The sequence below is a fragment of the Pontibacter litorisediminis genome (genome assembly GCF_029360645.1).
Taxonomy (GTDB): domain Bacteria; phylum Bacteroidota; class Bacteroidia; order Cytophagales; family Hymenobacteraceae; genus Pontibacter; species Pontibacter litorisediminis.
Map to the genome: position 1 here is coordinate 103358 of NZ_JARDUA010000008.1, position 22817 is coordinate 126174.

Annotated in this window: 25 protein-coding genes; 5 read left to right on the plus strand and 20 right to left on the minus strand. The window is 48.2% G+C overall.

Going from position 1 to position 22817, the window contains the following annotated elements; genetic code table 11:
• Positions 1 to 30: 30 nt before the first annotated feature.
• A complete protein-coding gene (locus PXG97_RS19090; protein WP_276499516.1) occupies positions 31 to 687 on the plus strand; it encodes a type III PLP-dependent enzyme domain-containing protein in 657 nt (218 codons plus the stop codon).
• A 696-nt stretch (positions 688 to 1383) separates the two neighbouring features.
• Here the strand turns inward: PXG97_RS19090 and PXG97_RS19095 are convergent.
• From PXG97_RS19095 to PXG97_RS19110, 4 genes are all read right to left on the minus strand, one after another.
• Positions 1384 to 2436: a c-type cytochrome gene (locus PXG97_RS19095; protein WP_276499432.1), complete on the minus strand. Its 1053-nt coding sequence runs from the start codon at positions 2434 to 2436 to the stop codon at positions 1384 to 1386.
• Between the two features lie 163 nt (positions 2437 to 2599).
• Positions 2600 to 4255, minus strand: coding sequence for a bifunctional metallophosphatase/5'-nucleotidase (locus PXG97_RS19100; protein ID WP_276499433.1), 1656 nt, complete (start codon positions 4253 to 4255; stop codon positions 2600 to 2602).
• Positions 4256 to 4259: 4 nt separating this feature from the next.
• On the minus strand, positions 4260 to 4718 hold the full coding sequence (locus PXG97_RS19105; RefSeq protein WP_276499434.1) for a DsrE family protein: 459 nt from the start codon (positions 4716 to 4718) through the stop codon (positions 4260 to 4262).
• A 220-nt stretch (positions 4719 to 4938) separates the two neighbouring features.
• A complete protein-coding gene (locus tag PXG97_RS19110) occupies positions 4939 to 5322 on the minus strand; it encodes a hypothetical protein (RefSeq protein ID WP_276499435.1) in 384 nt (127 codons plus the stop codon).
• Positions 5323 to 5482: 160 nt separating this feature from the next.
• Between PXG97_RS19110 and PXG97_RS19115 the strand changes: the two genes are divergently transcribed.
• The 4 genes from PXG97_RS19115 to PXG97_RS19130 all read left to right on the plus strand — a co-directional run bounded on the left by PXG97_RS19115 (position 5483) and on the right by PXG97_RS19130 (position 10010).
• On the plus strand, positions 5483 to 5875 hold the full coding sequence (locus PXG97_RS19115) for a rhodanese-like domain-containing protein (RefSeq protein ID WP_276499436.1): 393 nt from the start codon (positions 5483 to 5485) through the stop codon (positions 5873 to 5875).
• A gap of 3 nt (positions 5876 to 5878) precedes the next feature.
• A complete protein-coding gene (locus PXG97_RS19120) occupies positions 5879 to 6817 on the plus strand; it encodes a YeiH family protein (protein WP_276499437.1) in 939 nt (312 codons plus the stop codon).
• Positions 6818 to 6916: 99 nt separating this feature from the next.
• A complete protein-coding gene (locus tag PXG97_RS19125; protein ID WP_276499438.1) occupies positions 6917 to 8362 on the plus strand; it encodes a bifunctional metallophosphatase/5'-nucleotidase in 1446 nt (481 codons plus the stop codon).
• A gap of 37 nt (positions 8363 to 8399) precedes the next feature.
• Positions 8400 to 10010, plus strand: coding sequence for a bifunctional metallophosphatase/5'-nucleotidase (locus tag PXG97_RS19130; RefSeq protein ID WP_276499440.1), 1611 nt, complete (start codon positions 8400 to 8402; stop codon positions 10008 to 10010).
• Positions 10011 to 10084: 74 nt separating this feature from the next.
• Here the strand turns inward: PXG97_RS19130 and PXG97_RS19135 are convergent, their stop codons facing one another.
• The 16 genes from PXG97_RS19135 to PXG97_RS19210 form a co-directional block, all read right to left on the minus strand.
• Positions 10085 to 10531 carry a DsrE family protein gene (locus tag PXG97_RS19135; protein ID WP_276499441.1) on the minus strand — a complete coding sequence of 149 codons (447 nt, stop codon included), beginning with the start codon at positions 10529 to 10531 and terminating at the stop codon, positions 10085 to 10087.
• 122 nt (positions 10532 to 10653) lie between these two features.
• On the minus strand, positions 10654 to 11289 hold the full coding sequence (locus PXG97_RS19140; protein WP_276499442.1) for a TlpA family protein disulfide reductase: 636 nt from the start codon (positions 11287 to 11289) through the stop codon (positions 10654 to 10656).
• A gap of 55 nt (positions 11290 to 11344) precedes the next feature.
• Positions 11345 to 12229 (minus strand): DoxX family membrane protein, encoded by an 885-nt coding sequence (locus tag PXG97_RS19145; RefSeq protein WP_276499443.1) that lies wholly within the window; start codon positions 12227 to 12229, stop codon positions 11345 to 11347.
• A 142-nt stretch (positions 12230 to 12371) separates the two neighbouring features.
• Complete coding sequence (locus PXG97_RS19150; RefSeq protein WP_276499444.1) at positions 12372 to 12620, minus strand: DoxX family membrane protein; 249 nt, start codon at positions 12618 to 12620, stop codon at positions 12372 to 12374.
• 142 nt (positions 12621 to 12762) lie between these two features.
• Positions 12763 to 13125, minus strand: coding sequence for a hypothetical protein (locus PXG97_RS19155; RefSeq protein WP_276499445.1), 363 nt, complete (start codon positions 13123 to 13125; stop codon positions 12763 to 12765).
• 27 nt (positions 13126 to 13152) lie between these two features.
• Positions 13153 to 14475: an MFS transporter gene (locus PXG97_RS19160; RefSeq protein ID WP_276499446.1), complete on the minus strand. Its 1323-nt coding sequence runs from the start codon at positions 14473 to 14475 to the stop codon at positions 13153 to 13155.
• A 100-nt stretch (positions 14476 to 14575) separates the two neighbouring features.
• Positions 14576 to 14989 (minus strand): DUF6691 family protein, encoded by a 414-nt coding sequence (locus PXG97_RS19165; RefSeq protein ID WP_276499447.1) that lies wholly within the window; start codon positions 14987 to 14989, stop codon positions 14576 to 14578.
• A 47-nt stretch (positions 14990 to 15036) separates the two neighbouring features.
• Positions 15037 to 15594, minus strand: coding sequence for a YeeE/YedE family protein (locus PXG97_RS19170; protein ID WP_276499448.1), 558 nt, complete (start codon positions 15592 to 15594; stop codon positions 15037 to 15039).
• A gap of 79 nt (positions 15595 to 15673) precedes the next feature.
• Entirely contained in the window at positions 15674 to 16000 is a 327-nt protein-coding gene (locus tag PXG97_RS19175; RefSeq protein ID WP_276499449.1) for a rhodanese-like domain-containing protein, read from the minus strand.
• Between the two features lie 172 nt (positions 16001 to 16172).
• Positions 16173 to 17585, minus strand: coding sequence for an MBL fold metallo-hydrolase (locus tag PXG97_RS19180; protein ID WP_276499450.1), 1413 nt, complete (start codon positions 17583 to 17585; stop codon positions 16173 to 16175).
• Between the two features lie 118 nt (positions 17586 to 17703).
• Positions 17704 to 18567 carry a sulfite exporter TauE/SafE family protein gene (locus tag PXG97_RS19185; RefSeq protein WP_276499451.1) on the minus strand — a complete coding sequence of 288 codons (864 nt, stop codon included), beginning with the start codon at positions 18565 to 18567 and terminating at the stop codon, positions 17704 to 17706.
• Between the two features lie 154 nt (positions 18568 to 18721).
• On the minus strand, positions 18722 to 19369 hold the full coding sequence (locus PXG97_RS19190; protein WP_276499452.1) for a Crp/Fnr family transcriptional regulator: 648 nt from the start codon (positions 19367 to 19369) through the stop codon (positions 18722 to 18724).
• A 21-nt stretch (positions 19370 to 19390) separates the two neighbouring features.
• On the minus strand, positions 19391 to 19630 hold the full coding sequence (locus PXG97_RS19195; RefSeq protein WP_276499453.1) for a hypothetical protein: 240 nt from the start codon (positions 19628 to 19630) through the stop codon (positions 19391 to 19393).
• Positions 19627 to 20616 carry a thioredoxin-disulfide reductase gene (gene trxB, locus PXG97_RS19200; protein ID WP_276499454.1) on the minus strand — a complete coding sequence of 330 codons (990 nt, stop codon included), beginning with the start codon at positions 20614 to 20616 and terminating at the stop codon, positions 19627 to 19629. Before trxB ends, PXG97_RS19195 begins: the two co-directional genes overlap by 4 nt.
• Before the next feature lie 450 nt (positions 20617 to 21066).
• Entirely contained in the window at positions 21067 to 21378 is a 312-nt protein-coding gene (locus tag PXG97_RS19205) for a rhodanese-like domain-containing protein (RefSeq protein WP_276499455.1), read from the minus strand.
• Between the two features lie 60 nt (positions 21379 to 21438).
• The gene (locus PXG97_RS19210) at positions 21439 to 22782 is read right to left on the minus strand and encodes an MBL fold metallo-hydrolase (RefSeq protein ID WP_276499456.1); all 1344 of its coding nucleotides are present in this window, start codon (positions 22780 to 22782) and stop codon (positions 21439 to 21441) included.
• Positions 22783 to 22817: the final 35 nt, after the last annotated feature.

Here is a 22817-nt window from a genome sequence, read left to right on the forward strand (position 1 = left end):
TAGAGGTCTTGGTGGAACTGGTGGCACAAACTGTCTAAGTTTGGCATCTCCATCGACCAGGTAGGCGACGTGAAGGCGCTGGAAGAGAAGTATAACCTGCACATCGACGGCATTCACATTCACTCCAGTTCGGTAATTATGAGCCCGGAGATCTTTATCAACGGCGCCAAAGCGGTGTTTGACATCGCCCTGCAGTTCCGTAACCTTGACTTCATTGATTTTGGCGGGGGCATCAAGGTGGATGTGGGCGACGGCAATCCGGTGATTGACGTGGTAGCGCTGGGCAGGCAACTGGACGTCGTGTTCTCCGAATTTTGCGGCAAGTATGGCCGCCGGCTCCAGCTGTGGTTTGAGCCGGGCCGTTACCTGGTAGGCAACGCGGGCACGCTGCTGACGACCTGCGTGCTGCGCAAGCGCAACGGCGGCACCGAGTTCGTGGGACTGGACACGGGCTTTAACCACCTGATTCGCCCGATGTTCTACAATGCCTACCATGAAATAGTAAATGCTTCTAACCCGGCAGGTCCTGCGGAGACTTACACTGTGGTGGGCAATATCTGCGAGATAGACAACTTTGCCGTGGATAGGGAACTGCATCAGGTGCGGGAGGGGGATCTGATCGCCATCCGGAGCGCCGGCGCCTATGGCTATTGCATGGCCTCTACCTATAACTCCCGCTACCGCTGATCCGCCGCGCCACTAAGCTCCGCAGGCAGCAAAGTATGGCGGGAGCCACGATTGTGTTTTAGGAACCAGTCGCTTCGGATCCGAGATAACACTTTCTTGAATTGCCGTTTCGATTCCTTTAGGACGCCCACCTATTCGGAACTCGACATCATCTTGAAGGTACGTGGAGCCAACAGGGAGATCTTCTGCCCGGGCTTTCGCGACAAAAAGACCATTGTGCAGGCTCAGTTGCCTGATGCCTTGCACCAGCATATAACTGATCCTGCTGGATACAGTGGCCCGGGAGAAGCACGCGGCTTATGTAAACGCTCGACTCCTTACAAGATCGCTAGGACCACTCTACCGGTATAAACGGGATGCAGGGCATCAGAGAGAAGCTTTAGCCACTGCGGCAGCAGAGCCTCTTGCCCTGCTGCTACTCTACCTGTCTGGAGGATATCTCCTGAAGCGATTTGCGGGAGTAGTACCCCGTGAATCTGCAAGTCGTACTAGTCAACTACCTTTTCACCAAGTGAAAGCCACTGTGTGATGAAGTACGGGACATATTGCCGGCCAAGCCGAAACTGTTGGAGTGCCAGCCGGTGGTGGAGCGGAGTACAGCTCAAGTGATCAGGTTTATGGGGAAATTTATTAGAGGGATGAGCCTAAGACATTAGCTTCTCTCTACTATCTTAATCTTCAGCCTTTTACCCCGCTTTACTTTTTTTGTGATGTGATGATTGGCTGAAAGGGGCCATATTTATGCTGTTCTTCACTAAAGCTGTCTTGGTAGGGACCAAAGGGATGATCAAATGGCTTCTTTGAAATATCAGGCCAGTCTTTGCTTGTGTCTTTCTTAGGTCGTGGCATTGAGTTAACAAAAGCTGCCACGTTCCAGGCTTCTTCATCTGTAAGTTGAGGGTTGTCATACGTTGCTCCTAATGGCATATTAGCCTTCACGTACCTTGCAAAGTTTGAGATACGGTATAAACCGGCTCCGTCGTTGTAACTGTTCTGTCCCCAAAGCGGAGGATAAACATATACGGCACTACCTTCAGGTTTCAACCCTTCGCCTTCCTCACCGTGACACACCTGGCACTTCTGTACGTATAGTGCCCTACCTAATTCCGGACTAGCCGCACGAATCAGCAGCTCTATATCCATCAAGCCAGATCCCTTTACTTTTTCGCCCTTCTTAACATCTTTTCCAACCCATTGGATATAAGCAACCATGGCTTTCATTTCCTTGGTGTCTTTATCAGGTGCGGTTCCGTTCAAACTACGTTCAAAGCAGTCCGTTACACGCTTTGTCACATCCTCTTCCATTCCTGACCGCGCCCGAACCTTAGGATAGGTGGAGGCAACTAATGCATAGTTATTGCCATAAGGTTTGGTGCCGGCATCCAAGTGACAATTCTGGCAGTTCATCCCATTGGATACCTGTAGCACACTTCCTTCTGGGCCAAGGTATTGAGCGGTGTTCTTTACCAATTCATGGCCGTAGCGTATGAAATCACCCTCAGGTGTAGCAGGTAGCGATGCCAGATCCGGGGCCTTCCACATTTCTTCTTTAGCTTCAGGTACAGCAGGCGCATCCATGGTACTATCCGAGAAAACCTGTGTCAGGTCTGGCAGAAGCGTATGAACTGTGGTAGCACGTAAAGCCACGACTATAATTACTAGTAAAACTGTTGTTATGGTACTTAAACCTATCACACCGGTAAATCTTACCAACAGGCTTCCAAAGTCTTGCTCCTGATTTCTTTTCATAGTTTACTCTCTTATGCTGAATATCAGTACAAGCTATAATATAAACACATCATACTATGTGATATAAGTCACATAGTATGAAATTTTGTGGTGGTTTTTCTTATAAGCAAAAAGAGCAGGAAGCATCAGCTCCCTGCTCTCCCCAACACACTAAACCAAATGCTTATCTGAAAACATAATCGATATTTGGCAGCTGCGAAAGTACCGGTGACTCAAGGTCAAGTACTTTGGCTCTTCCATCTATTTTAGGTGAAACCGTACCTTTCTCTTTCAGATACTCTTCCATTACATCGTGCACTGTGTAGGCCAGTACTTTAGGATCCTTAGCGTTCGGCATACGACATAGCACATGGTCTGGCTCACCGGTTCTGCGGCAGGCAGCCATAGTGTATTCCTTTTTCAGGTCTAGTGGTTTCCCTCCAACTGTGATAGACTGCACACGTTCTCCTTTAGGAGCATTGGCATTGAAGGTCAGCTCCATTCCTGAAAAGCGGATTACCCAACCGCCAAAGCGTTCCAGTGGCTTCTGGGCAAATACGTTGTGGAGTTCCTGTTCCATCCAGTTCTTTATCTGCAGGCCAGTCGCCTTTCCCGTTTTTACGTTCTCGTTCACAGGCAGCATGTTCCAGATGTCGCTGTAGGTGATAGGCGCCTTGCCCGAGGCATCTGGTACAATCGGTGTACCGAAACGGAAACCGTTTGAAATAGCAATATCAGCACCCGTCTTCCAGCGAACCGCGTCCGTGATCATATTGTCCAGTGCATTCTCCACCACCAGGTAGCGGTAAAGCGGTTCCGTGGTATAGCCCAGCACCCGGTCCATCTGCGCTTTATAAGGTGCCATCTGCTCATCCACTATTTTCTGTACGATAGGGTCTGCCGGGTATTTCTTTGGGTCTACATCCATCAGTTCATAGCGCTGGTCTACTATTTTACCGTCTTTCACTTGCAGGTCCAGACGACCAACAAAGGACCCGAAGCCACCTGGCTCTACCACCTGCGCATACTTGCGCTTCAGCGGCTGCCTGATTCTCTCGTGCGTATCGTTGCCCAAGACAAAGTCTACGCCCTCAATCTCCGGCTGATCGGCCAGGTAAATCTGCTTGGAAATACCCAGATGTGTTACCAGAAACAGGATGTCCACACCTTTTTCTTCTTTCAATTCTTGGATGAGTGGTTGGAGGTTGTCCTCTAGCCCTTTAAAAACAAGCCCTTTGCTGAATACCGGGTTTTGGCGAACAGGCACTTCTGGATCGTTGAAGGAGATAAAGCCTAACTTTACGCCTTTCATTTCTTTGATGATATAGGGCGGGTATAGCAGCTCAGAGCTGGCCTCGTCGTAGATGTTGGCACACACCACTGGCTTGCCATACGAGGCCAGTATGCTGCGCATTTTCTGGCTGCCAAAAATCACTTCCCAATTACCGGGTATGAGGAAATCATAATCCATTGCTTTGATGACTGGGGCAATGGCATCTCCTTCCGACATGGCGGCCACGGCGCTTCCCTGTATTAGGTCGCCACCGTCCACGATCACGGTACCTTCGGGGTTTTCTGCCTTTACCTGTTTGAAGAGCGTCTGAATATGAGCCACACCGCCGCGTTCTTTAAACACAAACTCCATGTTCTCCACGAACATTTCCTGGTGGGGCATCAGCTGCCCATGGATGTCGGCTGTCTGTAGAATGGTGATGGTTTCAATGCCATCGTTGCTGGCTGTTGTTTCTCCCTGCCCTGTTGACTGACAGGAGGTCATCCAGAGGCCTGCAAGCGGAAGAGCAGTAAGTAATATCTTTTTTAATAGGTTAATCATTTTCATGGTGTTAAGGTTGGATAACAAGGTATTTTTTTGCCTGTAGTTGGTACAAGCGGATATAGCCGTTAGAAATCACGGCGGCAGCGCTTGGCAGGGTTTTCTTATCTATCTGGTATCTGTCCAGCGCAATCTGGCAAACAGTCACGCTGAAGGCGCCATCTGACTTTTCCTCGATGAACTTGCCTAACTCCTGTTCAGCGGTAATGCTCTTCACCGCATTTCCGATGGCAATCACTTCAAAGTGCTGCACCGGTACACCAGCGTTCTTAAGTTGCTGATAGGTCTCCCAGGCACCTTTAATATGCCTGGCTTCTTTGGCTAAAAAGGCATAGGTCTGGTGGTGTTGCAGGTCAGCTTTTTCTGTGGCAGTAAGCGGGGGAAGGCTTTGGGCAAAGCTTGTACCGCTCGTTAGCCACATAAGCAAAAGCACATAGGACGAAAGCGCGGATAGTTGAATCAACTTCATATCATTTGAATAGTTAGGATAATAGTATCGTATGGCGGAAAGCCTGTTGTATCACTTTCTCGCAATAGCACCACCTAAGGAGGTGGAAGGTTACTGCATGCCGATGCAAGGGTGGCACAGACCCTCGCTAGCAGGTGTGTTTTCCAGCTAAAGGAAGTAAACTGCTTACCACAGAGGTGATCACCGGTTGGGAACGGTGCAGTAATCCAAAAGGTAAGAATTAGCTGAGCCGGGGCGGGTGAGGCTCTAAAAATTTGCTGGGGGAGTGGTAGCTTATCGGATTGAACCCGGCTTTTTGGCAGGCCAGGTATAGGGGTATAAACACAAAGGCATCAGCGGCTGCCGTACTAATCAGCTTTACTGAACAATGTTCAACAGTCTCATCTTTCTGCTCGTCCTCTGTATTTGGTGCTTTATTAAGCAGCTGCTTTAAATTTAGGATTTTATCTGCCGATGCCGCTATCTGCCTTTGAGCTTCTTTCTTCAGACACACCTTCCTAATAGAAACACCCGCACGCTCTCCTGGCACGAAGCTGATAAGGGTCAACGTCGAAAGATGTAGGATTAACATCAAAATAGCCCATATGTGCAGGTAGTACTTCAAGTAATGGCTTTATAGTTTATAACACAGTGCTGCTGTGCTGTTTCACAAAACAAGCGAAAGAGCATGAGCTTAACTGTGACAAATGTCACATTGGTTCAGGCAGCAATGTGTGTACTTGCAAACGATAGACTTATTAGAAGCTTAAAATTAAACTATGCCTATGAACTATGTAGTAAAACTAATTGCTTTCGTGCTCCTTTTTGGATTTAGCAGTTGTCAGCAGGAAACAGGTAGTACAAAAGTAAACTTAAATGCCACCGAAGTAAAACAACTCACTGCGTCTGATCAGGATATTATAGTGCTGGATGTGCGAACACCTTATGAGTTTCAGGACGGCCATCTGGAAGGCGCTATTAACATAGACTATACTTCACCGGATTTCGAACAGGAAATAGCCAGACTGGACACAGCCGCTACCTACCTGCTATACTGTAAATCCGGGAACAGAAGTAGCCGTGCCACAGCTGTCATGAAGCGCCATCTTTTCAATAACATTTACAACGCCACAGTAGGGTTTGATGCACTCAAATCAGCAGGGATACAAACAAAATAAGCCGTGGATATTTCAAACAAAAGATTTATTCAACTGGGCATTTTCTGGCTCATACTGTTACTGATTGTAATAACAGACCTTATTGGTGCGCCGCTCGCTCTATTCTCAGGTATTGTATTGGGCCTGATTTTCGGCAACCCTTATCCGGCAAAGCTGAGCAAGTTTACGAAGTACGCGCTGCAAGCTTCGGTAGTAGGATTGGGTTTCGGTATTAACCTATACCAGGTAGTTGAAACCGGCTTAACAGGCTTCTTCTATACGGCCATCTCGCTTATTGCTACTATGATGGTCGGTTTACTATTGGCGAAACTGCTAGGCGTTGAGAAAAAGCTGAATCACCTTATTTCTGCTGGTACGGCTATTTGTGGGGGAAGCGCCATTGCCGCCGTTGCCCCGGCGATCAAAGCATCAGAAAAGGAGATTTCTGTAGCGTTGGGTGTGGTGTTCATCCTGAATGCGCTGGCTCTGTTTGTTTTCCCGTTCATCGGCAATCAGCTACATCTATCGCAGGAACAGTTCGGGGTTTGGGCCGCTATTGCCATACATGATACCAGTTCGGTAGTGGGGGCTGCCACGGAGTTCGGTGAAAAAGCACTCGAGATTGCTACCACACTCAAACTCACGCGTGCGCTGTGGATACTCCCGATGGTACTGATTACAGGCTTTCTGTTTAAGTCTGAAGGCAAAGCAAGCTTCCCGAAGTTTATACTTTTCTTTCTGGTAGCGTCCTTGTTCAGCACTTTTCTGAGTGGCCTGAGCGAAGTGTTTGGCTGGCTGACCATGCTAGCCCGAAAAGGCTTGATCATCAGTTTATTTTTAACGGGTGCAGGCATCAGCATGTCGCTGCTCAGAACCATTAGTATCAGGCCATTCCTGCAAGGAGTGGTGCTTTGGCTGGTTGTGGCGACAGGCTCTCTGCTGGCAGTTTACTATGTGGTTTAACAGGTTAGCAGGATTACTTAATCCCGTCTATTTTAAAATACTAAACTTAAAGGCGACACAGCTAGATAAACCTAATTGAATAGCCTTACCTCCTCAACTATGGAAAAACAAATGAACTTCACCATTCTTCAGCTCAACGACACGCATGCCTACCTGGAGCCCCACCAGGAAATGTTCTGGGAAGGTGGTACAACGAAATATCGAAAAGCAGGTGGCTTTGTCAAGATAGCAGGGTATTTAAAACAGCTTCGAAAAGAGCAAAAAGGTGTGCTGGCACTGGATTGTGGAGATACGTTTCACGGCACCTATCCGGCTGTTGCTTCGAAAGGGGAAGTGATGGTACCTGTGCTGAACGAACTTGGCTTGGCAGCCATGACGGCACATTGGGAATTTGCCTACGGTCCGGAGCAGTTCAGGAAACTGACAGAGATGCTCAACTTTCCCATGCTGGCTATCAATGTGTATGATAAAGCTACAGATAATCTAGTATACAAGCCCTATGTGGTACTTGAGGTGAACGGGGTAAGAGTAGGCGTGATTGGGATAGCCTGTAACATCGTTGATAAGACCATGCCACCCCATTTCAGCAAAGGCATTTACTTTACACTGGGTAACGTAGAGCTTCCCGGTTATATTCAAAAGCTAAGGCAGGAAGAAAAGGTTGATCTAATTGTTCTGATTTCTCACCTCGGCTTCCCGCAAAACATGAAGCTGCTTTCAGAAGTGGAAGGTGTGGATATATGCCTGAGTAGCCACACCCATTACCGTACACCTAACGCTGTAAAACAGGGGCAAACGATTGTGATAGAGTCCGGTTGCCATGGTTCCTTCCTGGGGCGGCTGGATCTGACCATAGAGAATGGCAGAATTTCCAGCTATAAACATGAGCTGGTAGAAGTCTCAGACCGATTACCTGTTGATGGCAAAATGCAGGAGTTGGTGCAGCAAGCTGTTCAGCCTTATAGAAAAGAGCTAAAGCAGAGAGTGGGGGAGACAGCTACGGTGCTGGACCGGAATAACATCCTGGAATCTACCATGGATAATTTCCTGCTGCAAAGCATGCTGCACGCAACTGGAGCAGAGCTGGCTTTTTCGAACGGCTGGCGTTACGGAGCACCTATTGTTCCCGGGCCTGTTACCCTGAACGACCTTTACAACATCATTCCCATGAATCCGCCGATACAAACGGTGGAACTGACGGGGCAGGAACTGCAGGACATGCTGGAAGAGAACCTGGAGAAAACGTTTTCATCAGACCCCTATGCGCAGCAAGGTGGCTTTGTAAAACGGTGTATGGGCTTAAGGGCCTTTATAAAAATAGAAGCACCCAAAGGCACCCGTATCCAAAAGCTTTTTGTGAGCGACGAAGAACTGGACTTACATCGAACGTATAAAGCCGCTTTCGTGACAGAACAGGGCGTGCCGAAAAAGTATGGCGCCAACCGCGCCGACGCAGGTATAAAGGCTATCGCAGCCATGAAGCAATACCTCAATAATCATTCACCTGTCCGTGCTGACCTGCTTGGCACGTTCACGGCTGTATAAATCTCACCGATTAAACTATAGTACGATGAAGTTAAGCATGCATTTAAGAATACCCTTTATGATGGCGCCACTTATACTTGCCGGCGCCTGTACAAACTCTAACCCAGCATCAACGGCTGCAAACGAAATGGCAGAAAAAGACCAGAAATCGATCAGCATATTACATACCAATGACATGCACGGCTCTTACATGCCTTTCCTGACGACTACGGATAACGCTACTGCCCAAACCGGTGACGCTGGTCGTGACACGCTTATCACGTTCGATAAAGCAGCCAGGATAGGGGGCTTTGCCTACCTGGCCAGCGCTGTTAAAAAGGTGCGATCAGACAAAGGTGCAGATAATGTGCTGCTGGTTGATGGGGGCGATACCTTTAGTGACGACCAGCTGGGCAACCTGACGAAAGGAGAAGCCATGATTCGCTTCATGAATGCGGTGAATTATGATTTGATGGCACTCGGGAACCATGATTTTGACTATGGTTTGCAGCGCACGCGGGAACTGGAGCAAATGGCAACCTTCCCGATGCGGGCAGCCAACATTACGGATGACAACACGCAGCAACCCATTTTCGGAGTGCCTTATATCCTCAAAGAAAAGAATGGGATTACGGTGGCGATTCTGGCGCTTGGCTACCGCAACACACTTAAAACCGGTAATCCAGACAACGTGAAAGGACTCAGTTTTAAGGTGGGGCAGGAAGTTGCGCAAACCTATGTGCCGGAGCTCCGGAAAAAAGCCGACATAGTGGTGGTGCTTTCGCATGAAGGGACGGCGGTGGATTACAAAATGGCCCGTGAAGTAGCAGGTATAGACCTGATCATAGGAGCTCATAGCCACGACATACTGGAACCAAGAAAGAAGATAGGGCAGACCTATGTGGTGCAGGCGATGTCTGACGCGGCGGTATTGGGCGAAACTGAACTGATAGTCACAAACCGAAAACTGGTTGATGTGAAAACGCATCATCATTGGCTCTGGAACGAGCAGGTGCAGCCTGATGCAGCCATGCAGGCGTTGATAAACCAGCAGCGCAAACCACACTTGGATAAGCTGCAAGAACATGTGGTGGAAAGCAAGGCAACTATCGGGCGTCAGTATAAATCTGAAAGCCCCTTTGACAAGTTAGTAGGTAATCTGTTACTCGAAAGCTTCAAAGGGGATGTGGCCATCATGCCGGGAGTAGGTTATGGGATCTCTTTAAAGCCAGGCCCAGTGACAAGTGAAGAAATATGCAAGCTGTTGCCACATCCATCTAATATAGTAACCCTGACCATGACAGGTAAGCAGTTGCAGCTGACACTGGAGCAGGCAGCCAAAAACCTAAAGCCGGCTAACAAACTGGAAGCGGTGGGTGGTCTTATTCAGACAGCTGGCATTCGCTATGAAATGGACCTTACCAAGCCAGTCGGACAACGAATCAGCAAGGTCCAAATTAAAAACCAGCCTATAAATGATGACCAAAGCTATAGGATTGTCACCCACAACGGCTTCTTAACCGGGCTGCACAACTTCAATGAAATAGGCAAGGGGCAGAGCATCAACAGGACAGAACAGCTTTTAACCGACTTCATCATGCAGAAATTAAAGGAGATGAAGACAGTAGACATGCCAGCTAATATGGGCGAAGTGACCATCAAACGCTAAGTATAGTTGCACACTAAAATAAAAGCCCCGTAATCGATTGACTACGGGGCTTTCTTTTTATGAGGTACTGCCGTTTAAAACTTAATATAGCTCCAACCTTCTTCCTGTTTAGTTACGATTTCACCAATCCCCATTGGTACGGTAGGCACGTCAGGCAGTAGTTGGCTTTTTTCTACTTTAGCTCTTTTCATCGTATTCTGGCAAGCGGCAAAAACTACTCCTTTGGCCTGTAGCTCTTCTATGGCGTTGGCTTGGGTTGATTTTCCAGTAACCAGGAGGTTGAGTGCCTTGCCGTGTACCACCACTTCAATTTGTGCATCCGGCCAGCCACGCTTGATATTGTTGAGTTGTCTCATCAAACCGGCATGCATCGTAGTGTCAGCCACCGACAGATCGTATACAATCTTGTGCTGCGACGTTTGTTCCGTTTTTTTAGCTTGTGACTTTGTTTGTGCCTGGGCCATGAATATAGGCGCTGCCAGCGTAGCCACCAGCACCAGCATAATCAGTTTCAGTTTCATAATTTGCTTGTTTAAGTGTAAGAATAGCTAAATTCTATAGGTTGGAAGAATAACTCTTGTAAGGCATCCTGAACCATACGCAAAGTTCACTTCTCGTAAAATAGGCGTATGGTTTGCAGGTATTACTTTTTCACCATCCCCTGCAGGAACTCCACCACTTCCGGTGTATTGTAATCGGCCATACCTTCCTGCTTGGCTACAATCTTGCCTTCCGGCGAGATGATAAAAGTAGTAGGGATGGCATTCGAGTAAAACTCTTGCGGGAACTGGCTAGCCGGCATGTACACTGGGAACGTGTAGTCTTTCTTATCGACGAACTTCTTCACTTTCTCCATGCCTCCTTCATCTACCGACAGCATCACAAAGGCAATTTTATCAGAGCCTACCTTGTCATAAAGCTTCTGGATGTGAGGCATCTCCGCGATACAAGGCGGGCACCAGGTAGCCCAGATGTTCAGGAACACCACCTTGCCTTTCAGGCTTTCAAAGGCTACTTGCTTGCCTTGCAGATCTACCATTTGAAAGCCGGATCCGGCCATTTCTGAACTGCCCACGGCAGCCGCATCTACAACTGCTGTAGCATCCGGGTCCTGTAATGTTTCCGGCACGTCCGCATTTTTAATGCCCGTAGCCAGTAATACACGCTGTACCTGGCCAATGGCCTCGGTATGTAGACCGGTAAGGTATAAAAATCCAAAAACGACTAGCATCACCGCCCAGCCGGGTAAGTCTTTTATCGAAAATTTCTTCTTATTCATAAAGTTATTGCATTAAGGTAGCTAAGTTAGCCCAATCTTTCAGGATACTATGTGACTAAAGTTCCACAGTCGTATAGCCTTTTTGCTTAAGGTCAAACATGAAGGTCAGGCCATTCGGCGTGACTTCCACACCATCCACCAGATCCGCAGCAGAAATGTTGAACTGCTTCAGCGACATGCCGCAGAGGATGTACCTCACCCCGGCAGCGCTGCCTTTCGCTATCTCTGCAGCCATCGTACCATCCTTTTTAAAGGCTTCTACTGACTTTCCGCAAGCCATTACCACAAAGGCTTCACGGTTATACTTGCTGTCTTTAATAATCGTCTCCGCCGTATTCACGGCTGCTTTTAAGTGATTTGGCTGGCTAATAAGCACGGCATAGTTTGTACTTGCAGTAATATGAGAGATATCCTGTTGCATGTTATTTGGAGCACTTGTCGTGGCGCAGGACCCAAATAGTCCCATCAGCCCAAGAGCTATTAGCGACACGTAACCGTTATTTCGTACAGAGATCGTCATGATTTTCTTTTTCTGCTCCAGGAGCGTGTCTACACTATAGTACAATGCGCCATTTATGATAAAGAAAATGAGCAAACCAAGCAGCGCCACGTTCTTGAACAAAGGCCCATAGTCTCCGCTGCCTACCTGCACGGTCAGCGTAATCGGTATGAGGATAGCCAGCAATCCAGAAGAAGCCAGCTTTGTCTTGAAGCCGACCAGCAGCATGATGCCACCTAGAAGCAGGCCAACGCCTGAAAGGATGATGAGCGTTTCGGCAGGTGCCATCCAGGTGGCCAGGTGTGCGAACGGTGCCTTCTCTAATCTGGCAGCTGCACCGGCAGTTTTTATAAAGTGGCTGAGACCAGCCATGATAAAAATCAGGCTGCCCAGGCTACGCAGCACCAGGAATGATATTTTTTGTTTTGGAGTAGTTTCCATACGTTTTGATTTTCTTAAAATAACTTGTTAGATAAAGTATAAACATACCTGTAGCAACTCACCTTTTGGCAAGTATAGGTAGGACAGCACCAACTGTTACTGTAATCAGTTGAGTTGTTGCTGCAATGGGTAGAAGTGTATTTTAAGCCAGCTTTGTCTTGAAGCCGACCAGCAGCATGATGCCACCTAGAAGCAGGCCAACGCCTGAAAGGATGATGAGCGTTTCGGCAGGTGCCATCCAGGTGGCCAGGTGTGCGAACGGTGCCTTCTCTAATCTGGCAGCTGCACCGGCAGTTTTTATAAAGTGGCTGAGACCAGCCATGATAAAAATCAGGCTGCCCAGGCTACGCAGCACCAGGAATGATATTTTTTGTTTTGGAGTAGTTTCCATACGTTTTGATTTTCTTAAAATAACTTGTTAGATAAAGTATAAACATACCTGTAGCAACTCACCTTTTGGCAAGTATAGGTAGGACAGCACCAACTGTTACTGTAATCAGTTGAGTTGTTGCTGCAATGGGTAGAAGTGTATTTTAAGAATGCCGGGGCGGCTCAGGGTCGTACTCGAGCACAGGAGCTAGGTGCTTCCGGGTATATGGAAGAGTAAAACTCTGTTTAGTTGACAAAGGAATAAATCGCTCTGAATACAACTCATTTACGACAGCATACACCTGCTGAACGCAATCTGTAGCTATACCTGCTGCGCTGTTTTGCTGATTAGGGTGTATCTGGTGTTTGAGGCATTTTTTTGCACAAGGCTTTTTACCGAAACGCTTGCTGTACTGACAGTCTTTTTTCAGCGCTACTTGCTGTGCAACGCTGCGCATGCTGCTGTCTTTCGGCAACGTGAAGAGCAGTAGCGTAAGGCTTACAAATAACAGCAGGTAGTTTTTCATGTACTTTTTAAGCGCTCCAGTATCTGTTTATGAAGGAACGTAGACAGAAGTCATTGTTGCTTTATTTTCCTTCAGAGGATACGGTGAGGCAGCTTTAACAAAGTTAGTACTACATTCCTTACTATGCCAGAGCAGCTTTTTGCTGCAGCACATCCTGTACTCTGATAATAACCCTGCCCCCACGGTAAGTATGGCGGTGCCAAGTATAACAGCTTCTAGTCCGAATAGGTCGCCGAATACGCCGGCAGCAACGGCACCAGCAACGTAACCAAAATCACGCCAGAACCGGAAAATGCCGAGGCTCTGTGCCCGTTGGCTCGGGTGCGTATTCTCTGCTACTACAGATAAAAAGTTAGGATATACCAAAGCCGTGCCTGCACCCAGTATAACGAGCGCAGCTACCAGAAAAGGGTAGGAACCGGCATATAAAAGCAAGCCTATCGCCACACCCTGTATTATCATCCCCATACTGAGCAGCTGTTTTTTGCAAAGCACATCACCCAGTTTACCTGTTACCAGTTGGCCCAATCCCCACACGATTGGGTATATACCAGCTAGTAAACCAGTTTCGGTCAAGGAATAGCCCTTCGTACTCAGTAGCACCGGCAACAGCCCCCAAAGGATGCCATCGTTCAGGTTGTTCACAAAACCATTCAACGTAACAGAACCTAAATTTTTATGCTGCCAGGTGGTGTCTTTCCAAATGTTGCGCAGCAGCGGGATACTGGTTTGCTTCGTTTCCGTCTGTACATGGCTATGCGTATCACGCACCAGGAACACGGTCAGCAGCAAACCAATCATGGAGAAAGCAATACCCGGAATAAATGCATAGGTGACTTCGCCGGTGGAAGAAGCGATATAGCCTGCCAGAAACGCCACCATACCAACTGCCAGGTAACCGGCAAATTCGTTGATGCCCATAGCCAGGCCACGGTTCTTTTCACCTACCAGGTCAATCTTCATCACCACGGTGGCCGACCATGCCAATCCCTGGTTGATACCCAATAGTAAATTTGCGAAAATTACCCACCACCAGGCATCGGCATACCATAGCAACCAGGGCACGGGCAGGGCAAACAGCCAACCGATCAGCAGCAACTGCCGACGCGTATACTTTGTAGCCAGCTTGCCCATCGACAGGTTAGCACCCGACTTCGCCAGGCCAAAAGCTACTATAAACGACAAAAGCGCCGTGTGCCCGTTAATTCCGAAAATTGTTTCAGCAAACTCCGGTATCACGGAGCGCTCTAGGCCTACCATCGCACCCACAAAGCCATTTACAAGTACCAACAGCCAGAACTGCCTTGTATTCTCCCGTAACCCAAGCTTTGTTTCCGATGGTTGCATCATGGCGATTGAATAATTTTAATTTGCTAAACTATGTATGTCAAAAAGCCACCAGCACTCTGGCCCGTGACTTTCACGAAACACTCAACTTTTAGCCAATTTCTTAATGTGGCAGTCTGTCTTTGATAGCGCCGTACAGGTACGTGCCGGCTATGGCGCCACCTACTGCTATCAAGATAGACCAGTACTGGAAGCCGATGTTGACAAACATTGGTCCCGGGCAGGCCCCTGTCAGTGCCCAGCCTAACCCGAAGATGGTACCACCAATCAGGTAACGCGGAATAGACATTTCCTTCGGTGTAAAGACGATAGGGTTGCCCTGGTAATCGCGTAGTTTATATTTCTTGATCACATAGGTAATAATTACGCCCAGTACTACGGCAGTACCTATGATGCCATACATGTGGAACGATTGGAAGCGGAACATCTCCTGAATACGGAACCACGATATGGCTTCCGATTTACTCATCACGATACCGAACAAGATGCCGGCAATTATAAATTTTAATCCTCTCACGGTATATAATTCTTTATTTTAACAATGGCTGTTTAATGGGTGCTTCTCTAGAAAATGAGCGGTAACAAGATCCAGGTAGTGATCAGACCACCAATAAAGAAACCTATAACAGCGATAAGCGAGGGCAGCTGCAGGTTAGACAACCCACTGATCGCGTGGCCTGAAGTACAGCCCCCGGCATAACGGGCTCCGAACCCGATGGCAAATCCTCCTAGCAACAGAACCAGGAAACCTTTCAGCGTAAAAGCAGCTTCTAGGCTAAAGATTTCTTCCGGCTGTAGGTCATCAGGCGCCGAAAAGCCTAATGCTTGCAGGTCTTGAACAGTAGCCTGTGAGATCTGCACCACCTCGCCGGTTGAAAGAAATTCTGATGCGATGAAGCCACCTAATACGGCGCCCACCAAGAATAATAGGTTCCAGGTCTGAGAACGCCAATCAAAGTCAAAGAACTTGACATTTTTGCCTGCACCACAGGCGGAGCAGATGGTGCGCAGGTTGGCCGACACACCAAATGATTTTCCAAAGAACAGCAGCAGTACCATAACAAAGGCGATAACAATACCCGAAGTGTACCACGGCCATGGTTGGCTCAAAAATTCTAACATTACTTACTCGTTTAGTTTAGGTTTAGAAGATAGGGCAGGAGCCGGTTTTAGGATTTCCGCCCTATCATTTTGTCTGTTATTATCTTGGCCAGGCACTAATGCCCCCAGCCAGGTTATAGGCCTTAAAGCCCTCTTTGCTCATGATGTCGCAGGCAGCACCGCTACGGTTGCCGCTGCGGCAGAACACGAAGTACTCTTTGTCCTTGTCCATGGTCTTCAGCGCCTGCTGGAACTGGGAAGAAGTCACGTCCAGGTTTTTAGCGCCCTTTATAGAACCGCCAGTAAATTCACCGGCTGTTCTCACATCCAGCAGCTCCGCTTTAACAGCGTTCTGGTACCTGGTTCTGAAAGTATTCCCGTCCAGGTTCTCGTAGTTTTTGGGTTTTGATCCGAATATGTTAAACATGGCTCTTAGTCTTTTGTATGCGTGATGAAATTATATGATAGTACAAAGGTCGGGAAAATCGCAGCCCTTGTCTGTGACTTTGGTCACGCAGGGAAGGGAAGTTCTTTAAAACTCAAAGGCTGGCGCAGCATCATACTGCGCCAGCGCTTCAAGCGTCTTTAACTATAAGAAATTACTTTAGTGTGCTCGGGCAAACAAAGGCTGTTTTAGGCACATTGGTCTCCGCAATAGCCTTAAAGCCACCTTCCACGTTCACAACATGCTCGTAGCCTCTGGCTTTTAGGATAGAAGCAGCAATCATGGAGCGATAGCCACCAGCACAGTGCAGGTACATCAGTTCATCCTTCGGCAGTTCGGCTAAGTGTTCGTTCAGGTAATCCAACGGGGCACTTAGTGCTGTCTCCACATGCTCTGCCTGGAACTCACCCGGCTTGCGCACGTCCACTACTTTAATGGTATTATTTTGCTCAAAACGCTGTGCAAATGTCTCTGCTGAAATAGAGTTAATAGTATCCAGTTCTTTGCCAGCCTGTTTCCAGGCATCCACACCAACATTCAGGTAACCTATCGTATAATCGTAGCCTACGCGGGCCAGCCTCGTCACCACTTCCTCTTCACGTCCCGCTTCCGTAACCAACAATATTTGCTGCTTGATGTCCGGAATCAGCGTTCCAACCCAGGGAGCAAAGTTGCCATCAATACCGATGTTAATGGAGTTCGGGATGAAACCAGCTGCAAAGGTTTCCGGCTTACGGGTATCCAGTACCAAGGCACCGGTTTCGTTGGCTGCTGTTTCAAATGCTTCTGGAGATAGAGCCTGCAGGCCTTGCTCCAGTACGTTTTCAATGTTGTCGTAGCCTTCCTTGTTCATCTGCACGTTCAGTGGGAAATAACTTGGCGGCGGTGTCAGGCCATCTGTCACTTCCTTAATGAACTCTTCTTTGGTCATATCGGCACGAAGGGCGTAGTTCGTTTGTTTCTGGTTGCCCAGCGTATCGCTTGTCTCCTTGCTCATGTTCTTACCACAAGCCGATCCCGCCCCGTGTGCCGGGTAAACGATCACGTCATCTGCCAGCATCATGATTTTGTTGCGCAGCGAGTCGTACAGATGCCCTGCCAGCTGGTCTTGTGTCAGGTCAGATTTAGCGGCCAGGTCCGGACGTCCCACATCACCGATAAACAAGGTATCTCCCGAGAAGAGCGCATAGTCATTCCCGTTTTCATCTTTCAGCAGATAAGTGGTAGATTCCATCGTATGGCCCGGGGTGTGCAGCACTTTTATAGCGACATCACCTACCTTTAATTCTTCCCCGTCTTTTGCAATGTAGGCATCATAGGTCGTTTTGGCATTCGGGCCGAAAACAATGGTAGCACCAGAGGCCTTCGCCAAATCCACGTGCCCTGAAACGAAGTCCGCGTGGAAGTGTGTCTCCAGCACATACTTGATGGAGGCGTTATCTTTCTCCGCTTTTTCCAAGTATGGTTTTACCTCCCGCAGCGGATCAATGATGGCGGCTTCGCCGTTGCTCTCGATGTAGTAAGCGCCCTGTGCCAGGCAACCGGTATAGATCTGTTCTACTTTCATGGTAGCTGATTTTATAGATTTTGTTTTTCTAAGTTTCTTGTCACCCTTATTACTGATGACACTACAAATTTCGGAATTACTATAGCCTGTGTCTGTGACTTATATCACGCTGCGGGATTTAGGCGAAGAATATTTCTTTGATGATGATGTAGATGCCCATCAAGAGCACAAACCAACCGAAAGAAGTCTTCAGTTTATCGGCATGGATCTTAGTGGATAGATAGGTGCCAATGAAGATACCGGCAATAGAGATGGTGGAGAAAATGCCCAGAAATAGCCAGTCAATCTCATAGTTGAACACATCCCCGATAAAGCCAAATAGGGATTTAACAGCGATAATAAGCAGCGATGTGCCCACGGCCATTTTCATGTCGAGTTTACTGAACAACACCAATGCCGGAATGATCAGAAATCCGCCACCTGCCCCTACAAGCCCTGTGAGCGTGCCTACTACCAGACCTTCAGCCAAAATACCACCATAGTTGAACTTTGGCTTTGGGTGCGCAGCTTTTGGATCAGTATGCTCCACGTCCAGTTCGGTGTCAATATTCTCGTCTACTACATCGGCAGGTTCAACTGGTATTTCTTTTTTCTTTTGGATCATAGATATCGAAGCAAACACCATCAGTCCGGCAAACAAGAGCATTAATAGCACGCCTTTCGTTACAGCCAAGTCACCTACCGTGAATAGATTTTCAGGTATGGCCGGCACTAGGTAGCGGCGTGTCAGGTACACGGCCACAATGGAAGGTATACCAAACACGACAGCCGTCTTCATGCTGACTAGTCCTTTTTGGTAGAATTTATAAGAACCTACTAAACTAGTAAGGCCAACTATAAACAGAGAGTAAGCCGTAGATATAACCGGGCTCAGGCCCAGCAAATATACCAGCACCGGTACGGTGAGAATAGAGCCGCCTCCACCAATTAGGCCCAAAGACAGGCCGATAAGCATGGCTGCGATGTATCCGAGTATTTCCATTTCTTAAGGTTTTATATTGATTTCAGACACAAAGGTAGGTTCACGCTGAAAGGAGTACAGTGACTGTTGTCACACAGGAGTATTTGCTGTAAAATTTAAAAGCAAAAGGCGACCTGATAAACTCTCAGGTCGCCTTTTGCTTTTGTCTTTCCTTTTAGACTATATCCAGGTCATGTACTTCAATGTAATTTCGATGCAGCGTGATTGCCCCGGTTTGCTCTAACTTTTTCAGGAGCCTTGAGATTACCTCCCGGGAACTGCTGAGCTCATTGGCAATCTGCTGGTGCGATAGTTTTACCTCGTTTCCGCTTACTTTTACATGGCGTCGCAGGTAAAAAATAAGTCGCTCGTCTAAGGCTTTAAATGCTACGCTATCCAGTGTTTGCAGGAGCTCTTCAAAGCGTTGGCGGTAAGAAGCGATCACGAAGTTATGCCAGGTTTTATACTTGGCCAGCCACAGCTCCGACAGGTGCGATGGTATCAGTATAATCTCGGATGCATCCACTGCTTTCGCCATGATTTGGCTCTGTTCGTTGCGGGCGGTACACATCATGGAAAGGGCGCAGGCATTCCCCGGTTCCAGGTAGTACATCAAAAACTCATTACCTTCTTCGTCTTCGCGGTACACTTTCAGCAGGCCTTTAGAAAGCAGCACAGTTGATTTAATGTACTGGCCGGTGCGCAGCGCTTCTTCACCTTCTTCCAGGTGCTTAAAGGTGCTTTGTGCCAGTATCTCTTCCAATAGGGACTGCTCTAACTGTGAGAACTTCTGCAGTAACGCTTCTTTATCAAGACTTTCCATATCTTATCCTTAACGTTATCCCTATGCAATAGGTCCGGTGGTATCCTTTGAGTGTTGTTTTGGTTGTGGTACACTGCAGCCCGATGGGCCGCAACAGCCTGTATTTGTAACAGCTTGCCCTAAAAGCAAAATGGCAAATGCACCAACCAGCACATCGCTCGTCATGATAGCCTGTACCAGCAGGGCTACGCCAAGTACCAGACGAATCCAGCGGGCCAGGTGCCAGCCAGTCAGCAGTTGATATTTTAGAGTCTTCATCATGCCTTTTCAGATAAGCTAAGCGTTGTATCCTGATCCTGTTCTATTGCATGCGCTGACTCTAACGCTGCCAGGTAGCGTTCCGCATCAAGGGCCGCCATACAGCCTGATCCAGCTGCCGTTACAGCCTGGCGGTACGTAAAGTCCTGTACGTCGCCACAGGCAAACACCCCGTCGATGTTGGTTTTGGTACTGCCTGGTATGGTACGAATGTAACCATTCTCATCAAGGTTCAGGTAATCAGCAAAAATATCAGCGTTAGGCTTATGGCCAATGGCCACAAAGAACCCTTTCAGAGGTATCTCCCGCATCTCATTATGGAGTACGTTTCTGACTCTGATTCCTTCCACAGTATCCTCGCCTAAAATTTCTTCTGTTACTGTATTCCAAAGAATCTCGATGTTGTGAGTTTTCTTTACACGCTCCTGCATAATGGTAGAGGCACGCATTTCATCACGGCGCACGATCATGTATACCTTGTTTGCTAGGTTGGCCAGGTACGTTGCTTCTTCAGCCGCCGTGTCTCCCGCACCAACGATGGCCACATCCTGTCCCCGATAGAAGAAACCATCGCACACGGCACATGCCGATACCCCGTTGCCATTCAGACGTGCCTCAGAGTCCAGTCCTAGCCACTTGGCGGATGCTCCTGTAGATATAATAACAGCTTCGGCTTCTATTACCTTCTGATCGTCTATCGTTACTTGATGGGGCTTAGAAGAAAAGTCGACAGCAGTAGCGATGCCATAGCGCACATCGGTACCAAAGCGCTCTGCTTGTCGTTTAAAGTCTTCCATCATTTGGGGGCCATTGATGCCGTCCGGGTAGCCGGGGTAATTTTCCACGTCGTTTGTGATGGTCAGCTGACCACCGGGCTGCAAGCCCTGATACAATACAGGGTTAAGGCCGGCTCTGGAAGCATAGATCGCAGCAGTATACCCGGCTGGGCCGGAACCAATTATCAAAACTTTTACCTTTTCTTTTTCCATAGTAATTAGTTTCTCTTAACTAAAGAGAGTTTATTTTGATGCCTTTTAGCCTGTTTATATACATCAAATGCAGTCTCCTTACCCTTAGGGAGCAGGAAGCTGCCTTGCTTTACAAAGGAAGCATTATACGTAGCATTCGTCTGTGATTTAAGTCACACATGATAGCGGTAAAGCGAGTAATGCTCCAGGGGCAGGACTGGCGTAAATACACACACTGCCTGCACTTCATGAGCACAGACAGTATGTGTACGTCTTACTATTTTTCTGTCAGTCTAAGTAGACATCCTGGAAATTAAAGCTTCCACGACAGTGCCGTATAGGCTGCTATTAAAAGGACTGGAGCTGATGGCACAACTACCGTCACACCCGAAGAAAGCATAGATAGGATAGCCTAGTACGCCGCCAGCAAACATGCCCAACACCAGTTTTAAACCGGTACCGAGCGATAATTTATTCAGTATCATAAGGCCAGTTACCAATGCCACCACTCAGGTTATACAGTTTTGTAAAACCTTGCCCCGCCATATAGTTGCAGGCTTGGGCACTTCTGTTGCCTGATCGGCAGTATAACACATACGGCTTGTCTTTATCCAGTGCATCCACCTTTTGCGGAAACTGGGCATCCATCAGGTCTACGACCTGCGCGCCCGGTATTTTGCCTTGGCTTACCTCCATGGGAGTGCGAACATCCACTACAGTGGCATCTGGCTGTTCTTCACGAAGCTTTTTAAGCTCTTCTCCGGAACTATCTTTATAGTTCATGATTGTTGGTATAGTTAAGGTAAGTAAGAGCCCCTTGTGGGCAGGAGCTCCTATTTTAGGTTATTTATTTTTAAGCTCTGTGACAGCTTCGCTCATATCGAGCACCTTCACCTTTGGCAGGGCAGCCTCTACAATGCTGCTGCCTGCTGCGGAGCGGTAGCCGCCGGCACAGTGCACCACCACCGGCTTGTCGGTCGGAATCTCGTTTACCCTCTCCCGCAGCTCAGGCAGTGGAATGTTAATCGAGTTGTCGAAGAACTTGCCAGCCTTAACTTCGGAGGCGTTGCGGATGTCCACGATCGTGTAGTCGTCTTTGTGCGCCTCAAAAGAAGCTCTTTCAAACCTGCCGCTCTCTTCGCCATCCTGCTTGTCGTACACGAAAGCCCCTTTTAATAACAACTCATACCCGATTTTAGAAGCCTTGGCAATCAGCTCATTCAGCTGCTCATCACTTTCACCAATCAGGTAGTAGCTTTCGTTAGGACCAACGATACTGCCCAGCCAGGTCTCAAACTTGCCGCCGTTCTGGATGTTGATCGCACCTTTGTAGTGGCCTTGCTTGAAAACCTTCTCGCTGCGGGCATCCACGATTATAGCACCATCTTCCGGCTTATAGTTCTTTTCCAACCTTACCACGCCCTCCACGCTAGGTTTATAGTCAGGTGCGCCCTGCTTGTTCAGGCTCACATCGTAGCCAAAGTATTTTGGTATAAAGGGCTGGTCTTCTGTCAAAACTTTTACAAACTCGTCTTCGCTCATTGGCTTCAGGGCATAGTTGCCCAGCTTTTCGTCGCCAATAGTACTGCTGTTGGCATCGCTCAAGCCTTTGCCGCAAAGCGAGCCCGCGCCGTGTGCTGGGTATACCACCACATCGTCGGCCAGCTGCATCAGCTTTTCGCGGGTGCTGTGGTACATCTGGCGGGCCAATTCTTCGCGCTTGGCAGTTACGTTGCCGGCACTCTCGCGCAGATCCGGGCGACCAACATCACCGATAAATAAGGTATCTCCAGTGAACACGGCTTTATCTTTTCCTTCATGCTCCAGCACAATGCTGATGCCGTCGGGGGAATGGCCTGGTGTGTGCAGCGACTTCAGTTTTATCTCGCCTAGCTGTAGTTCTGCACCCTCGTCAAACGCCTGATGAGGATAGTCGGCCCCCACCATACTATGCGTGTAAATGGTTGCACCGGTTTTCTGGTGTATCTCCAGGTGCGAGCTTATAAAGTCGGCGTGCGGGTGCGTTTCTATCACACCTACAATTTTTGCATGGTGCTCTTTGGCATACGCATAGTATGGCTGCGGATCGCGCGCCGGGTCAATCAGTATTACTTCCTTTGCGCTCTCGCTCAAGATGGCGTATGCATAGTGGGCTAAGCCCTTGTCTTCAAACTGTTTAATTTTCATAGATTCTCTGCTATCTTATGGTTGAACTAACTTCC

Bases quoted from the DNA above. Each gene is read 5' to 3' on its own strand.
- PXG97_RS19095 (WP_276499432.1), bottom strand. From the start codon at position 2,436: ATGAAAAGAAATCAGGAGCAAGACTTTGGAAGCCTGTTGGTAAGATTT.
- PXG97_RS19100 (WP_276499433.1), bottom strand. From the start codon at position 4,255: ATGAAAATGATTAACCTATTAAAAAAGATATTACTTACTGCTCTTCCG.
- PXG97_RS19105 (WP_276499434.1), bottom strand. From the start codon at position 4,718: ATGAAGTTGATTCAACTATCCGCGCTTTCGTCCTATGTGCTTTTGCTT.
- PXG97_RS19115 (WP_276499436.1), top strand. From the start codon at position 5,483: ATGAACTATGTAGTAAAACTAATTGCTTTCGTGCTCCTTTTTGGATTT.
- PXG97_RS19125 (WP_276499438.1), top strand. From the start codon at position 6,917: ATGGAAAAACAAATGAACTTCACCATTCTTCAGCTCAACGACACGCAT.
- PXG97_RS19130 (WP_276499440.1), top strand. From the start codon at position 8,400: ATGCATTTAAGAATACCCTTTATGATGGCGCCACTTATACTTGCCGGC.
- PXG97_RS19135 (WP_276499441.1), bottom strand. From the start codon at position 10,531: ATGAAACTGAAACTGATTATGCTGGTGCTGGTGGCTACGCTGGCAGCG.
- PXG97_RS19140 (WP_276499442.1), bottom strand. From the start codon at position 11,289: ATGAATAAGAAGAAATTTTCGATAAAAGACTTACCCGGCTGGGCGGTG.
- PXG97_RS19145 (WP_276499443.1), bottom strand. From the start codon at position 12,229: ATGGAAACTACTCCAAAACAAAAAATATCATTCCTGGTGCTGCGTAGC.
- PXG97_RS19150 (WP_276499444.1), bottom strand. From the start codon at position 12,620: ATGGAAACTACTCCAAAACAAAAAATATCATTCCTGGTGCTGCGTAGC.
- PXG97_RS19155 (WP_276499445.1), bottom strand. From the start codon at position 13,125: ATGAAAAACTACCTGCTGTTATTTGTAAGCCTTACGCTACTGCTCTTC.
- PXG97_RS19160 (WP_276499446.1), bottom strand. From the start codon at position 14,475: ATGATGCAACCATCGGAAACAAAGCTTGGGTTACGGGAGAATACAAGG.
- PXG97_RS19170 (WP_276499448.1), bottom strand. From the start codon at position 15,594: ATGTTAGAATTTTTGAGCCAACCATGGCCGTGGTACACTTCGGGTATT.
- PXG97_RS19175 (WP_276499449.1), bottom strand. From the start codon at position 16,000: ATGTTTAACATATTCGGATCAAAACCCAAAAACTACGAGAACCTGGAC.
- PXG97_RS19180 (WP_276499450.1), bottom strand. From the start codon at position 17,585: ATGAAAGTAGAACAGATCTATACCGGTTGCCTGGCACAGGGCGCTTAC.
- PXG97_RS19185 (WP_276499451.1), bottom strand. From the start codon at position 18,567: ATGGAAATACTCGGATACATCGCAGCCATGCTTATCGGCCTGTCTTTG.
- PXG97_RS19190 (WP_276499452.1), bottom strand. From the start codon at position 19,369: ATGGAAAGTCTTGATAAAGAAGCGTTACTGCAGAAGTTCTCACAGTTA.
- PXG97_RS19195 (WP_276499453.1), bottom strand. From the start codon at position 19,630: ATGATGAAGACTCTAAAATATCAACTGCTGACTGGCTGGCACCTGGCC.
- trxB (WP_276499454.1), bottom strand. From the start codon at position 20,616: ATGGAAAAAGAAAAGGTAAAAGTTTTGATAATTGGTTCCGGCCCAGCC.
- PXG97_RS19205 (WP_276499455.1), bottom strand. From the start codon at position 21,378: ATGAACTATAAAGATAGTTCCGGAGAAGAGCTTAAAAAGCTTCGTGAA.
- PXG97_RS19210 (WP_276499456.1), bottom strand. From the start codon at position 22,782: ATGAAAATTAAACAGTTTGAAGACAAGGGCTTAGCCCACTATGCATAC.